14 protein-coding genes are annotated in these 15608 nt (G+C 40.8%); 7 read left to right on the forward strand and 7 right to left on the reverse strand.

All coding sequences use genetic code 11. The annotated features are described in order from the left end of the window. Positions 1–38: 38 nt before the first annotated feature. The gene (locus tag QL984_RS02255; RefSeq protein ID WP_013464433.1) at positions 39–722 is read right to left on the reverse strand and encodes a type 1 glutamine amidotransferase domain-containing protein; all 684 of its coding nucleotides are present in this window, start codon (positions 720–722) and stop codon (positions 39–41) included. Between the two features lie 156 nt (positions 723–878). On the opposite strand from QL984_RS02255, the gene QL984_RS02260 reads away from it, so the two are divergent. Further along, on the forward strand, positions 879–1796 hold the full coding sequence (locus tag QL984_RS02260; RefSeq protein WP_013464434.1) for a LysR family transcriptional regulator: 918 nt from the start codon (positions 879–881) through the stop codon (positions 1794–1796). Between the two features lie 6 nt (positions 1797–1802). Here QL984_RS02260 and QL984_RS02265 read toward each other — a convergent pair whose 3' ends face one another. The 4 genes from QL984_RS02265 to QL984_RS02280 all read right to left on the reverse strand — a co-directional run bounded on the left by QL984_RS02265 (position 1803) and on the right by QL984_RS02280 (position 7094). Beyond that, complete coding sequence (locus tag QL984_RS02265; RefSeq protein ID WP_013464435.1) at positions 1803–2537, reverse strand: dienelactone hydrolase family protein; 735 nt, start codon at positions 2535–2537, stop codon at positions 1803–1805. A gap of 71 nt (positions 2538–2608) precedes the next feature. After that, a complete protein-coding gene (locus QL984_RS02270) occupies positions 2609–3934 on the reverse strand; it encodes a glycerophosphodiester phosphodiesterase family protein (protein WP_013464436.1) in 1326 nt (441 codons plus the stop codon). 69 nt (positions 3935–4003) lie between these two features. Next, a complete protein-coding gene (locus tag QL984_RS02275; RefSeq protein ID WP_013464437.1) occupies positions 4004–4858 on the reverse strand; it encodes a carboxylate/amino acid/amine transporter in 855 nt (284 codons plus the stop codon). Positions 4859–4958: 100 nt separating this feature from the next. After that, positions 4959–7094, reverse strand: a complete 2136-nt coding sequence (locus QL984_RS02280; RefSeq protein WP_016899417.1) for a M3 family metallopeptidase — start codon at positions 7092–7094, stop codon at positions 4959–4961. A gap of 289 nt (positions 7095–7383) precedes the next feature. Between QL984_RS02280 and QL984_RS02285 the strand changes: the two genes are divergently transcribed. The 6 genes from QL984_RS02285 to yegD all read left to right on the forward strand — a co-directional run bounded on the left by QL984_RS02285 (position 7384) and on the right by yegD (position 14342). Continuing rightward, on the forward strand, positions 7384–8256 hold the full coding sequence (locus QL984_RS02285) for a mechanosensitive ion channel domain-containing protein (RefSeq protein ID WP_016899418.1): 873 nt from the start codon (positions 7384–7386) through the stop codon (positions 8254–8256). Between the two features lie 348 nt (positions 8257–8604). After that, positions 8605–10869: a TonB-dependent receptor gene (locus tag QL984_RS02290; protein WP_016899419.1), complete on the forward strand. Its 2265-nt coding sequence runs from the start codon at positions 8605–8607 to the stop codon at positions 10867–10869. Positions 10870–10984: 115 nt separating this feature from the next. Continuing rightward, a complete protein-coding gene (locus QL984_RS02295) occupies positions 10985–11284 on the forward strand; it encodes a hypothetical protein (protein WP_016899420.1) in 300 nt (99 codons plus the stop codon). A gap of 80 nt (positions 11285–11364) precedes the next feature. Continuing rightward, the gene (locus tag QL984_RS02300; RefSeq protein ID WP_016899421.1) at positions 11365–12021 is read left to right on the forward strand and encodes an HAD family phosphatase; all 657 of its coding nucleotides are present in this window, start codon (positions 11365–11367) and stop codon (positions 12019–12021) included. Positions 12022–12055: 34 nt separating this feature from the next. After that, the gene (locus tag QL984_RS02305) at positions 12056–12898 is read left to right on the forward strand and encodes a DNA ligase (RefSeq protein ID WP_016899422.1); all 843 of its coding nucleotides are present in this window, start codon (positions 12056–12058) and stop codon (positions 12896–12898) included. Between the two features lie 79 nt (positions 12899–12977). Beyond that, entirely contained in the window at positions 12978–14342 is a 1365-nt protein-coding gene (gene yegD, locus QL984_RS02310; RefSeq protein WP_016899423.1) for a molecular chaperone, read from the forward strand. A gap of 4 nt (positions 14343–14346) precedes the next feature. Here yegD and QL984_RS02315 read toward each other — a convergent pair whose 3' ends face one another. Together QL984_RS02315 and QL984_RS02320 are read right to left on the reverse strand one after the other, a co-directional pair. After that, on the reverse strand, positions 14347–14811 hold the full coding sequence (locus QL984_RS02315; protein WP_013464445.1) for a methylglyoxal synthase: 465 nt from the start codon (positions 14809–14811) through the stop codon (positions 14347–14349). A 15-nt stretch (positions 14812–14826) separates the two neighbouring features. Continuing rightward, entirely contained in the window at positions 14827–15459 is a 633-nt protein-coding gene (locus QL984_RS02320; RefSeq protein ID WP_024602846.1) for a LysE family translocator, read from the reverse strand. Positions 15460–15608 lie beyond the last annotated feature (149 nt).

Genomic DNA, 15608 nt, shown 5'->3' on the forward strand with positions numbered 1-15608 from the left:
GCATAAAATGCTGTGCTGATTTGAGTTGTTGGCTGCTATTAACCTAGTTTAGTTAATAGCTTTTTAGCTGCAAGTTCTGAGCTTGCCGGGTTTTGACCGGTGATCAATAAACCATCTTCAAGAGCAAGCACGCCCCAATCGTCGGTTTTTTGGTAATCGCCACCTTTTTTGATAAGTTCGTCTTCAACTAAAAATGGAACAATGTCAGTAAGTTGTACAGCAGCTTCTTCGCTGTTAGTAAAGCCCGTTACTTTTTTACCGGCGACTAATGCATTGCCATCAGCGTCTTTAACATTTAAAAATACCGCACTTGCATGACACACGCCAGCGACTGGTTTTTGCTCTTTAATAAAGCTTTCAATGAGCGATACTGAATCGGTGTTATCGACTAAATCCCATAAAGGGCCGTGACCACCAGGGTAAAATACGGCGTCGTAATCAGAAGAGTTTACTTCGCTTAAAACTTTGGTATTTGCCATCAGTGTTTGTGCACCACTGTCTGCATCGTAACGTTTGGTTGCCTCAGTTTGAAAATCAGCAAGTGTACTAGTTGGGTCAATCGGTGGCTGACCGCCGTTTGGAGAAGCCAATGTTACTTTAATACCTGCATCAACAAATGCGTAATAAGGGGCTGCAAATTCTTCTACCCAAAAACCAGTTTTTTCGCCTGTGTTACCAAGCTCTGCATGTGATGTAAGAACCATTAGTATTTTTTTAGCCATGTAAGGTATTCCTTATGATGATTTAAATTAATTAATCTTGCTTGATAAATACTATATGCACTAAGAGAGCTTTAAACAACGATGATAAATTTAACTTAATTGATTCAATAATTGATACAATAAGAGGGTTGAAGTTAAAACCGCATTGGAGCACCTATGAAAGTCTCGTTTGAACAGTTAAAAAGCATGGTGGTATTTGCACAAATTGTAGAGCAGGGCAGCTTAACTGCAGCGGCAAAACAATTAGGGCTGACCCGTGCTGTAGCGAGTTATCACTTAAAAAAATTAGAAACACAGCTCGAAGTGACGCTACTTAACCGTTCTACCCGCACCATGGCGCTAACCGAAGCCGGAATGGCCTATTATGAGCGTTGCCGTGTTATTACAGAGCAAGCTAATGCCGCTAATCAGCAAATAGAAAATATAAAAAGCGAACCCCAAGGGCTATTAAAAATAAGCTGCCCCGTAAATGTGGGGATGCAGTTGATTGTACCGGCAATAAATACCTTTAAGCGCCAGTACCCTAAAATTGATATAGATTTACAGCTCACGGATGACGTTGTGGATATTATTAAGCACGGGTTTGATTTTGCGATTAGAGGGGTTGCACTGCGCGATTCGAACTTACAAGCCACTAAGCTCACTACTATGAGCACGTGTATTTGTGGTGCGCCCGATTATTTTGCGCATTTTGGCAAACCCACTACACCCGATGAGTTGGTAAAGCATCAGTGGGTGGTTTATCAATTAGGTAGTAAAACGCTGACCTTACAAAAAGAAGGCAAAAAGGTCGATATTACAATGCAAGGTAGTTTAAGCACCAATAACGCTGCTGCACGCACTGCGTTTGTAGAGGCGGGGCATGGTCTTGGCCGTATTCCACTTTACGATGCATGGCCAAAAGTACAAGCGGGTTTGCTGCAAATTATACTTGATGATTATAAAAGCAAAGACATTGAGCTTTATGGGGTGTTCCCGCCTGGGGCGGCGGGCTCTAAAAAACTGCGTTTGTTTATTGATTATTTAAAAGCGTATTTTGTAAAGCAACATACCGCATTAGGTATGCTTAAATAATAGCGCTTAAAGCACTCGGTTAAACAAAGCAACGGCTTGTTGATACATGGTGATAGCAAGTGCTGCGTCGTACCGCTCGCCTTCATCACGCATAAAGGCATGTTGCGCGTTCACTTCTTGCCATTGGTAATTAATACCCGTACTAACCGCTTGTTGATAAATTTTGTCGCGACCTTGTTGTGGCACATGAGGGTCTTGTTTTCCCCAAATAAAGTGGATTTCACCTTGTATATCGGCCATACGTTCAAATGAATTATTCCCTTTATGTGCGGGAAGAGTATCGCTATGAATATCAGTGGCATATAAGCAAAAAGCGGCTTTTATTGCGGGGTTTAATGCGGCCCTATAAGCTAAATGCCCACCAATACAAACACCCATTGCACCCACAGAGCCAGTACAATAATCGTGTGTTTGCACAAAGTCGATTAACGCTTGGGTATCGCTGTCGTGAGATTCAAGCGGTTTTGCCCATTTATCTTTATTGCCTTTATCTTTACCCGCATCGTCATAAGCAAGCACTGTCCCGATAGGGTTAAGCTCATGAAAAACTTCTGGCACAAGTACCACAAAACCATGGCTTGCTAAAATAGCGGCGCTGCGAGCAATAGGCGCGGTTTGCTGAAAAATCTCAGAGTAAAAAATAATGGCTGGGAATTGCCCGTGAGCGTGTGGGCGATAAACTGTAGTGCGCATTAACCCCGTTGGGGTAGGCAAGTCAGCATGGTGGTGTTGGATGATCATAAAAGCGCTCAATTAAATAATATATAAAATATATGGTAACTGAGCGCGATAAAATAAACACGCCTTAAAGTCTAAATACTTGCAGGCATGTTATTACAGCTAGCATAGTAACTTACGGTTGCTGGCCAATCGGAAAAGATACCCATTACACCTACGTCTTGCGCTAACACATCAACCACAGTGAACATATCGCCATCGTTATCTATAACATCACTAATTGACTGATAATAATAACCGCCACCTTGATTTAGAGGGCCTGAGCGCTCAAGACTCCACGCAATAATATTAAGCCCCGCGGCTTTAGCATCAATAGCATACTGTGAGGGGACAATATTACTGTTGTTATCTATGCTTAATAGCATCCATATGGGTGGCGCAATAATTTTAACGCCGTCGTTTACGAGCTCTGCCATAGATGGCTGCCATGTTGCAGCGTTGTTTGGATCAAACCCTGCATTGCTGTCGCGCCCATCTAAATAGACACTCTGCGCTGCAAATTCAGGATTAGTATTAATCCAATATTTTACGTCAGCTAAATTAAATGATTGCGGATACACTCGCGAAGCGGGTACTTCCATTTGCGTGTATTCATTCAGCATTTTTTGTGCGTATTGCGTTTGGGTCATACCGTTAAAGGGCATACTCACTTGAGGGGATTTAAGCTCTGGGGTCATTTTTACTCCCAGCTCTTTAAAGAGTGCAATACTTTGTTTGTGGGTCATGAGTGTGCCAGAGGTGGCGTATAAGTCAGTGCGCCAACTGGGTGTACCTTTCATGTAATCGCTAACATTGGTGGCACTGGTGTTTGCGCCATCCATCTTGCCCTCAAGAGTTAAAAATTCTGCCAAACTAATATCACTGGTACAACATTTAGCTGAAGCAGGCGTGCCACTGTTAGAGTTTGCAGGGGTAAATGGCTCACTACATTTAGCAGCCAATGTTGGAATGGCTAAAATATTGGTGGTGGTGTGCAAGTCGCACTGAGAATGACGACATACTAGCTCTTTATCATTGGTAAAGGTGACATCGCATTCGACAACACCTGCTCCCATGCGAGCGGCTGCAATATAAGATTCTTTAGTGTGTTCTGGGTATTGCATTGGAGCACCGCGGTGACCAATTGAAAAATCAGTACGATAAAAAGGACCTTCTTTGCACGATTCTAATTTTGTTTTTAGTGCGCTGTCAGCCATATCGTCAATTAAGTAGTCGGGGCGAGTACCTAGTTGCGTATTGGTGCCTTGAGCTACTTCAACAATAACCGGGGTAGGTACTTCAACAATTTCAACGTTAGTGTTGGTAACAACCACTTCTTTTTCGACTATTTTTACATCGTCATCACAGCCAGTAAGTGAGCTTAATAATAAAAAAGTTGTCAGAAAAGGTATGCGCTTCATTATTTGTCCTTAAAAATAAAAGTGGACGCTACCTTACTAATTATTAATGACAATTTCACTACAGAGTGATTAATTTGCTGATTTAGTTATTATTTGGTTTACCACTAAGGCAACTAGCATCACTCCCCCGCCAATGCTTAATCTAAGTAGGTCAGCGTCTCGATTCCAAATAAGCACATTAACAATTATACCGGCAGGAATAAGTAAGTTGTTCATCACCGCCAGCGCACCAACATTGACAAGCGTCGCGCCTTTATTCCACATAAAGTAGCCTAAACCAGAGGCCACAATACCTAAATAAATAAGTATGCCCCATTGAGTTGAGGTACTTGGTAATTTGTTAAGATCACCAAATAAGGCGTAACAGGCGCTTGCAACAATTAGTGCGCCAATAAAAAACCAACCAAATACGGTTTTATCATCGAGTTGTTTATTAAGCATTAATCGTTTGTAGGTTACTTGGCCGATGGCAAAACTAATATTAGCGCCTTGAACCAGTAATAATCCGACTAAAAAGTTACTGTCTAAGTTTTCATAACGAATGGTAATAGCACCTAGTACGGCAATAAACGCAACGATAAAAAACTGCGGATTAAACTGTTTATTTAGCGCATCGTTTAAAAGCGTAATGTAAAGCGGGGTCATTACAGTAAATAACAGCACCTCAGGCACACTTAAAAACAAAAATGAGTGGTAATAAAAGCCATACATAACCCCCAGTTGCAGTGCGCCTATCAGCATGAGTTTACATGCAAGCGGGGTGGGGGTTTTCTTTAAAAAAGGCAAAAATACTAACGCTGCTAAAGCCACACGAATTAACACACTAAACCATGCGTCAACTTGGCCTGCTAAATACACACCAATTAAACTAAACGAAAACGCCCAAAGAAGGGTAACTGCAAATAAATAGCCCATAACACTCATCTTGTCTTAAATAATGGTGTCAGTTTATCTGTTATGTATTGTTCTATAAACAATAAAAGCCCGCAAGCGGGCTTTTATATCAGTTGATTAAAAATATTAATTAATCAACTAAACCACGGCGCTTAAGCAGGGCGTCAGTGGTTGGTTTTTGGCCTCTAAACTCAATGTAGCTTTGCATTAAGTCACGGCTATTACCTTTTGATAGGATCTCTTTACGGAACTTATCGCCATTTTCGCGCGTTAAGCCACCGTTGTTTTCCATGTGAGCAAACGCATCGGCTGCAAATACTTCAGTCCACAGGTAAGCGTAGTAACCCGCTGAGTAACCACCTGCAAACGTATGGCTAAAGTAGTTTGATTTATAACGCGGTGGAACAGGGTAGTAATCAATACCATGTGCCTTTAATGCGTCACTTTCAAACTGCTGTACGTCAGTTACTTTCTTATCAGAACCAAATGAGTGCCATTCCATATCCAGTAGTGCTGCTGCTAAATATTCAGTGGTACCAAAACCTTGGTTGAACTTTTGCGACTCAAGTACTTTATCAAGTAGTGCTTGAGGAATTGGCTCTCCAGTTTTGTAATGTTTAGCGTAGTTAGCAAGTACCGTTGGTTCAATCATCCAATCTTCGTGTGCTTGTGATGGAAATTCAACAAAGTCACGTGCTGTTGCAGTACCTGCCAGGCTTGGGTATTTAACGTCAGAGAATAAACCGTGTGCCGCATGACCAAACTCGTGGAACATAGTTGATACTTCATCAAACGTCATGAGTGTTGGCTCGCCTTCAGCCGGCTTTGGAATGTTTTGTGCGTTGTAAATAACAGGTTTAGTGCCTTTTAAGCCGCTTTGGCTTACGTATGCACTCATCCATGCACCGCCACGCTTACCTTCACGTGCATATGGGTCCATGTAAAATAAACCAATGGCGCTGCCATCGGCGTTAAATACTTCAAATGCCATTACATCGTCGTGGTAAACCGGCAGGTCTTTACGCTCTTTAAAGGTAATACCGTAAAGTTTTTCCATAGCGAAGAACAGGCCGTTATGGATAACCGACTGCATTTCAAAATAAGGCTTAACTAAGGCTGGATCTAGGTCGTATTTTTCAGCGCGTACTTTTTCTGCGTAGAAAGACCAATCCCATGGTTTAAGTTCAAAGTTTTCACCCGAATCATTAATTACTTTTTGAATTGCTTGTGCTTCTGCTTTCGCTTTTTCAACGGCTTTTGGCGCTAAGTCATCTAAAATGCCGTACACGTTATCAGTAGTTTGCGCCATGCGTGAAGTCATTACATAAGAAGCCCAATCTTTAAAGCCTAACAGTTCTGCTTTTTGTGCGCGCAGGTTAGTTTCTTTAATAATGATAGGGCCATTTGTTTTAGCAGCACGATTGGTTGATGCTTTAAAAATTTGCTCACGTAGTTCGCGATTTTCAAGGCTTGCTAAAATAGGTTGTTGCGTGGTGTTCACTAAGGTGATCATGTAGCCATCTTTGCCTGCTTTTTCAGCAGCGGCTGCAAGACCGGCAATTTCACCTTCAGATAAACCCGCTAATTTGCTTTTATCTGTTACTAAAATGACATCTTCTTTAAACGATTTTAATACGTTTTGAGAAAACTCAGTTGATAGTTTTGCAAGCTCTGCGTTGATTTCACGCATTTTTGCTTTTTCAGCATCGTTTAATTTTGCACCGGCTTTTACAAACTGTTTGTAGTAAAAATCGACTAGGCGTTGATCTTCAGCGCTTAACTTATCTTTATTGTCGTATACCGTTTGTACACGTTTAAACAATGCACCATTTAAATAAATGTCATCAGAGTGAGCCGAGAAAACTGGCGCCATTTTTTTATCAATACGTTGGTATTCATCGTTTGAGATAAGGCCAGATAAGTTATAAAACGCAGCTGATGCGCGGTTTAGTAGCTCGCCTGCCAGTTCCATTTCAACTAAAGTGTTTTCAAAAGTGGCTGGCGCTGGGTTGTTGGCAATTGCCAATATTTCTGCATTGTGCTGTGCAATCCCTGCATCAAATGCGGCTTCGTATTCAGTCGTACCAAACTTATCAAACTCAGGTGCCATGTATTGAAGTGGACTTGGTTTGAACAACACATTGCTTGCGTTAATGTCTTGAACTTGTGCTGTGCTTTGTTGTTTTGTTTCTTGGGTGCTTTCAGAAGAACAGGCAGATAATAAAAGTGCACTAGCAATCGTAGTGGCAATCAGTGTTTTACGCATAATAACTCCATAAAAAATAGTAGCCGAAATAGGCTTTTCGAGTCGAAAACCCAGTTAACTTACCAAATTTTGACTTATATACAACAAAGTTTATCGATTTAAAGCGGGATTTAAACGCAAATTAGGTGATAAAAACTCGGTATGTAAATAAAAAAGTAGAAAAATACAGCAATTATGCAATTAGCTTTAAATTTGTTGCTGCGTATTTAAGCTAACCGCATGCTAAACTTGGGGTATTATTAGCGCATAAAAATAATCGCTTGTGTGCGACCTTACACATGGAAAATCAATGAACTTAGAACAAATTAATCACATTCTCGCCTTCGTATTGTTTAGCTACAACGACATTCACATTACCGTGGCAAAAGTAATTCAAGTGCCGCTAATTTTGTTTACTATGTGGGTTGTGGTGACTCAGATTGGCAAGTTAATTAAAAAGTCATTACTTGCACGAAAAATGAGCCCAGATGCAGTACATTTATTCACGCGTTTTTATTTTATTTTAAGTATTGCGATTTTACTTTTTACCTCCCTTGAGGTGCTCAACATTCCACTAACCGCATTTGCCTTTGTATCGGGTGCTATTGCCATTGGTGTAGGGTTCGGTGCACAAAATATTATTAATAACTTTATTAGTGGCTGGATATTAATGTGGGAGCGGCCAATCCGTATTGGTGACTTTTTAGAGGTTGGCACTGCAAAAGGGGTGGTTGAAACCATTAATACTCGCTCTACTCGTATTCGCAGGAACGACGGTGTTCATATGCTAATACCCAATAGCCAGTTATTAGAAAACACTGTAACCAACTGGACGCTTATTGACGGTAATGCGCGCTCATCTGTGAGCGTAGGCGTAGCTTATGGCTCTGATGTATTACTGGTTAAAAAGTTAATTCAGCAAGTATTAGATGAACATGAGGCAATATTGGCAACGCCTCAATCAACCGTATTGTTTGATGACTTTGCCGACAGCTCGCTGGTCTTTAATGCTATTTTTTGGGTGTGCGCTGAATCTGAAACTCGCTTAAGACAAGTGCGCAGTGATATTCGCTTTAGTATTTATGAAGTGTTTGAACAACACGATGTGGTGATTGCATTCCCGCAGCGAGATATTCATATTGATGGTGAAATTGCACTGACGCGTTCTTTAGTGAAAAAGTAGTATCTAGAAAGTACCGCTTTATTTAGCTATATTTTTTAACAATTCATTGTAAGGACATATGTCCGCTTTTTGGCTGTTTAGTTGCTAAAAGTACACTAAAAGTCGGGATAGTGCGCTTAAGTGTTAAAAATAAGTTTATATTTTTAACGCTCAGTATGCGGTAAATTAATTACAGCATGGTATAATCTCGCGCATTCAGTCAGCCTTATTTATGCCGTTTTTGTACTCTCGGTAATAAGGTCCGCGCCGCATAGAGCAAGTCGCGAAAAATTGACTGAATCCGTAATTATTTAATTGCGCAACACATCAACCGTTGAACAAGAGTGCACTAAAAAGGTTAACCCCGACATGAAAGCAATGAAAAGATCTACGTTAGCAACCCTTATCAATGCAACGTTGTTCTCTGCCGTAGCAGGTACTTCAATTTCAGCTGTAGCTGCTGAGCAAGAAACTACTGCTAAGAAGAACCAACTAGAAGTTATTCAAGTAACTGCTCGTAAACGAGTAGAAAACGCTCAAGAAGTACCTGTTGCTGTTTCAGCCCTGCAAGGCGACAGTTTAGATGCTTACAGCTCAGCTGGTATGGATATTCGTTTTATGAATGCGAAAATCCCAAGTTTATCTATTGAATCTTCATTTGGCCGTTCATTCCCACGCTTTTATGTACGTGGTTTAGGTAATACTGATTTCGATTTGAATGCTTCGCAACCAGTGTCGCTTGTGGTTGATGAAATTGTACAAGAAAACGCAATCTTAAAAGGTTTTCCTGTATTTGACGTAGCACGTGTTGAAGTGCTTCGTGGTCCTCAAGGTACATTATTTGGTCGTAATACACCGGCTGGTCTAGTTAAATTTGATACCGTAAAACCAAGTCAAGAATTTGAAGGCTATGGCTCTGTATCTTACGGTAGTCGTGGTGCTGTTGATTTTGAAGGTGCTGTTGGTGGTTCATTAACAGACCGTTTATCAACGCGTGTTTCAGTACTTTGGCAAGATAAAGACGATTACATTGATAATCGTGCACCAGGTTTTGAGCAAAAAGATGCCTTAGGTGGTTACACTGAACAAGCAGCCCGTATTCAATTTTTATATGAAGGTGATGATTTCACTGGATTATTAAACTACCATGTTCGTGATTTAGATGGCTCTCCAATTGCCTTTCGTGCCAATACTATCAAGCCTGGTACTAACGATTTAGTTGATGGTTTTGAAAATGACGTGGTGTATCACGATGCCGCATCTCGTGCGACGCAGCAAGTGGAATCGCAAGGTGCAAGCCTTAAGCTTGAGTGGGACTTAGCTAACCATACATTAACGTCAATCTCTGGTTGGGAAAGTGCAGAAATTTACTCTCGTGCTGACATCGATGGTGGTTTTGATTCATCTGGTATTCCTGGTTATATGGGTCCAGGTTCTACTCCTTTTTCTTCAGAAAGTGCTGATGGTATTCCAGACCAAGACCAATATACACAAGAACTTCGCTTATCAAGTAACTTTGCCGGTGATGTTAACTATCAAGTGGGTGTTTTTTACTTCGACGAAGCATTAACAATTGAAAACTTTAGCTATGATACAGCCAATAATGGCGTATTGAATGGGTTTGTTAGTCAGCAGCAAGACACTAAAGCGTGGGCAGTATTCGGCTCAGTTGATTACACCATTACTGATGATTTGAAAGTAACCGCGGGCCTTCGTTATTCAGATGATGAGAAAGAGTTCTCAGCAAATCGTACATTTGGTCCATTACCAGGTGAGGCAGGTGCTCCATTATTTATTGAGCGTGATGTAAGTGATGATCACGTAAGCTGGGACTTATCAGCTAACTATAAAATCAATGATGATGTAAATTGGTATGGCCGCATTGCTAACAGTTTCCGCGCACCGAGTCTTCAAGGTCGTATCTTATTTGGTAGTGAAGTAACCGTTGCTGATTCAGAGACTGTTACGTCATACGAGACAGGTATTAAATCTGATGTGTTAGATGGTCAAGGCCGTGTTAACGCAACGATATTTTATTACACCATGGACGACCAACAGCTAACAGCTGTAGGTGGTGGTGCTAACTTTAACCGTTTATTAAATGCTGATAAAACAACTGGCTACGGTTTTGAGCTTGATTCTGAGTGGGTGTTAAGTGATGAACTAAATGCTACGTTTAATTTAAGCTACAACAAAACTGAGCTTAAAGACGATACTCTTAGTATTGCTGCACCAAGTCGATTGGAGCTTTTAGATCCAATCATCAATGGTCAAGCTATGCTTGATGGTAACAGCTTACCGCATGCTCCAGAGTGGATCTCTAACATCACACTTCGTTACACTAAAGAACTCGCTGAAGGTGAATTCTTCACTTACGCTGATGTGTCGTACCGCAGTGAAATTGACTTTTTCTTATATGAATCAGTTGAGTTTGAAGGTAAGCCACTAACAGAAGTAGGTCTACGTGCTGGTTATGCATGGGCACAAGGCGACTACGAATATGAAGTATCAGCATTCGTGCGTAACCTATTTGACGAGCAACAAGCAATTGGTGGTGTTGATTTCAACAACAACACAGCAATGGTTAACGAAGAGCGTTACATTGGTGCTGAATTTAAAGTTAACTTTTTCTAATCGATAAATTTAACGTTAAATTGTAATTATTGATAAAAGCCTGCCTAGTGCAGGCTTTTTTATTTTTGTAGAGCTGCTAAAGTAGCGCTCATATGTTTATTAAAGAGAAAAAGTAATGGCTGGATTTTGGAATTACCGTGTAATTTTTTGTGAAGCAACCAAAGATGAAGCGGCGCAATATCAAATACATGAAGTGGAATATAACCTAAATGGTAAAGTAACTAACTGGTCAGAAACGGGGGCAGCGCCGTTTGGTACTTCGTTAGATGAACTAAAAGATGATGCTGAGCGCTTAAAAACCGCATTTGAAAAACCCGTACTTAAAGTGATGCGCAAAGCCCGTGGTTACGAGTTAGTTGATGTAAACACCGGTGAAGACGCTTATGCTGAGCCGCCAGCAGGCTTGACTGAGTAACACACATTAATGAAAGGTGCTTAGGCACCTTTTTTAATATTCAGGGCATAGGCTAAACAGCTAAATTACAAGGAGAAGGTATGTCTATTGAAGCGGTATTATTTGATATGGATGGCACGTTAGTTGATTCTGAAAGTGTGCATTATATCTGTTGGAGCCAATTACTTGCGCCTTTTGGTGTGCGTTATGACGAAGATGATTTTTGTCAGCGCTTTTCTGGGCGCCCCACAATTGACGCTGCAAAGGAAATAAAACAAACCCATAACTTGTCTGTGAGTAGTCGCTATTTAGCGGATGAAAAATACCGTTTGTTTAGCAAATTCGTTCAAACCAATTTACCGCCTTTAATGCCTTATGCTGCAGATATTTTATTCGCGGTTAAAGAGCAAGGCTTAAAAATGGCGTTAGTAACAGGCAGCGCACGCCATGAAGCTGAGCCAATACTAAAAGGATTAGGGTTTTATGATTTATTTGATACGGTGGTTACAAAAGACGATGTAACCAATCCAAAGCCTGCCGGTGATCCCTATTTATTAGCACTTAAAAATATGCAGGTCGCTGCAAAAAATGCGATTGCCGTTGAAGATACCTTCACTGGCGTAACAGCAGCAAACAATGCAGCCTTAGCCGTTGTAGCTATTGCTAATAAGCACACTGAGCAGCACGACTTCAGTAAAGCAACACAGCAAATGCATAACCTTGAAGAATTTTGGCAATGGCTTCAATCTCAACTATAGTTTAAGCCATATTTAAATTTGCAAGGATGCAGTTATGGTTACTATTCAAAGATACCTATTTATTTTTTTTACGCTTTTTAGTGCGAGTTTATTAGCGCAATTGCCGCAGGTGCAACTCGCTGATGTTTATGATGAAACTAAGCATAACGATATTCGCCAATATTTGGTGAGTGAAAAGTTTGACGGCGTTAGAGCAATATGGACGGGGAAACAATTTGTTACCCGCCAAGGTAATCCAATTAATCCTCCTAAGTGGTTTACCGCCCCTTTGCCTGATGTTTGGTTAGACGGTGAGTTATGGACCAAGCGGGGTCAATTTTCTGTTCTCAGTGGTATTGTTAGAACAAAAATACCCAACGACTTACTCTGGCAAACAGTGACTTATCAAGTATTTGATATGCCAGATACAAACACGCCTTTTCATCGTCGCTATCAAAATTACCTGTCACTCATTACTAAGTTAAATAGCTCACATATTAAGGCGGTTAAGCAATATCAATTTAGCGACAATCAGCAACTAAGTGATTACTTTAATGAGGTCACCAAACAAGGCGGGGAGGGCGTTATGCTTCATTTAGCAGAGGCTAAGCATACGAGTGGTCGCTCTAGTGCATTGTTAAAACTCAAACCTTATTTGGATGCTGAAGCGCTAGTTATTGAATATTTACCAGGTAAAGGTAAATACACAGGTATGCTCGGGGCATTGCGAGTGCAAACCAAGCAAGGCGTAACCTTTTCTATTGGCACGGGCTTTAGTGATGAAGAACGCAAGCGTCCGCCAGCCATTGGTTCAACAATCACTTATCGATACCACGGATACACTAAAAATGGTTTACCGCGTTTTGCTAGCTTTTTGCGAGAAAGACCCGAAAAATAAAGAGTGTAGGCCAATTCAGTATATATTTTTTAGCAATTATGCTAAATTGCGCGGCCTTTTTGGTAATGTTTGGTGATCTATGTTTGTTGGTTTTGATTATGGTAGTTCTAATTGTGCTATGGGTGTTTTAAACGAAGAGCGTGTACAGCTCATCCCTTTAGAGCAAGGCAAACATTATCTTCCATCAACTTTATACACACATCATAGCGCCTTAGTCGTTGATTTTGTTGCGCAGCATTTGCAGGGCTCAGAGCATGAGCATGCCTATAAAACCGCGCGCCAACCCTTACTTAATACACTCCCGCGAATTAAATCAGACCTAGACTTACAAGCCGGCGACGACACTCTATTTATTGGCCGTGAGGCAATTAATGAATATGTGCAATTTCCTGAAGAGGGTTATTTTGTAAAATCCCCTAAATCATTTTTTGGCGCAACGGGCTTAAAGCAAGGGCAAATCAATTTTTTTGAAGATATTGCCACAGCAATGATTTTAAAAATAAAACAACGTGCTGAATTATCTTTAGGGTATACGCTGAGCCAAACTGTTATTGGACGCCCAGTGAATTTTCAAGCGGTCGGTGGTGAGCAGTCAAACCAACAAGCCGTGGGTATTTTAACACGCGCAGCAAACCGAGCAGGCTTTAAAGATGTTGAGTTTTTATATGAGCCACTCGCGGCTGGGATTGATTATGAAAGTGACTTAACGCAAGACCAAAAAGTATTGGTGATTGATATTGGTGGTGGTACCAGTGACTGCTCATTTGTACAAATGGGGCCAAGTTTTAGGAATAAGCAACAACGAGATGCAGACTTTTTAGCGCATAGCGGAAAGCGAGTAGGCGGAAACGATTTAGATATTGCTTTGAGCTACCATGGTTTAATGCCGTTACTCGGGCTTGGCAGTACGTTTAAGTCAGGTTTACCACTACCTAATCAACCATTTTGGCAAGCTTGTAAAATTAACGATGTGAATTTACAGAGCCAGTTTTATAGTGCCCAGCATTATCGTGAACTCAGTGCGCAGTTACGCGATGTCAGCGCTCCTGAACTTTATAAACGACTTATTCACTTACAGCAAAATAAGCAAGGTCACCAATTAGTTCAACAAGCTGAAGCGGCTAAAATTGCATTAACATCCGCAAATAGTTTTAATTGTGATTTAGCCTTTTTAGATAACTCATTAAGCAAAGATATTTCAGTCGCTGATTTAGCGCTTGCTGTTGACGATAGCATTAGTCAGATTGTTACCTTGGCTAAACAGGCAATTACTGATGCGAATACCACTCCCGATGTGATTTACTTAACGGGAGGAAGTGCACAGTCTCCATTAATTAAAGCGGCGTTGAGTGAGCATTTAGGCAACATAAAAATGGTGAACGGTGATCACTTTGGTAGTGTAACTGCTGGCCTTACTAAATGGGCCAGCATGCTTTATAAGTAAGCTGCTATAGAGATATTTGTCGGGTTGCGAGGTATTTTTCGTAATCTGGCAATGTTCGCTCAAGCTCTATATCCATTAATGGTGAGCTAAGTAGCATATCGGCACTCACTTCATTACACGCCACAGGAATATTCCACACAGCAGCTAAACGTAGCAGAGCTTTAACATCGGGATCATGAGGTTGCGAGGCTAAAGGGTCCCAAAAAAAGACTAATACATGTATTTCATGCTCCGCTATTTTCGCCCCGAGTTGTTGATCGCCGCCCATAGGGCCACTTAATAATTGAATAACATCAAGCCCTGTTGTTTTCTCAATTAAATGCCCAGTAGTCCCTGTGCCATATAAAGTGTGTTTACTTAGAGTGGCCTTATGTTTTTCACACCATAACTTAAGCGCGGCTTTTTTGCCGTCATGTGCTACTAAGGCTATATTTTTTTGCGCAGGTAGAGATTGTATTTTTTGATCCATGCTGGTTCTTATTAGTTAGAGTAATAAATTGATAGCCAAGGCAATAAATACAATGCCTGTGAACCTATCAATCCAGAGCTGGCTATTTGGGTGATTTCTAAAAAATTGAGCTATTTTATCGCCGAAATAAATATACGTGCAGTCAATCGGAAAAGCAAAGATTGGATAAAGTAGCCCAAAAAATGCCAGCTGAAAGGTTGCAGATGACAAGCTAGGGTCAACAAATTGTGGGATAAAAGCAATAAAAAACAAAGCCACCTTAGGATTAAGCACTTCAGTCATCATGGCTTGAAACATGACATTTTTGTTTTTATTGGTTGTAACATGCGGTTTATCGCTTTGCTCACAAGATGGTGGCATAAACGTGCCTTTAAGCATCATAAAACCTAAGTAACATAAATAGGCTGCACCTGCATATTGTACGCTGGCATAGGCTGTTTCAGAGGCTTTTAAAATAGCACTTAAACCAACAACCGCAAAAAATGTATGTACTACGCCACCTAAGGCAAAGCCAAAAGCACTTTGCATACCTGCTTTTCGCCCGTTAGCAAATGTTTGTGCCATTAAAAACGCGTTTGATGGCCCAGGCGCAACGGCCATGAGAAAACTGGCGAGTAAAAATGAAAGTAAAAAGTCAGGGTTGATCATTAAACAGTACGAAAAAGAAGTGATAAGTGATTTTATCAAGCAAATACAAAAATAAAAAGCGGGCATATTGCCTAATGCCAGTCAGTTAAGAACTGACTGGCATTTTCTTTTATAGGGGTACTTATTCGGCTTCTTTCTTATCACCCTTG

Source organism: Pseudoalteromonas sp. APC 3495, assembly GCF_030407645.1.
Lineage (GTDB): Bacteria > Pseudomonadota > Gammaproteobacteria > Enterobacterales > Alteromonadaceae > Pseudoalteromonas > Pseudoalteromonas tetraodonis.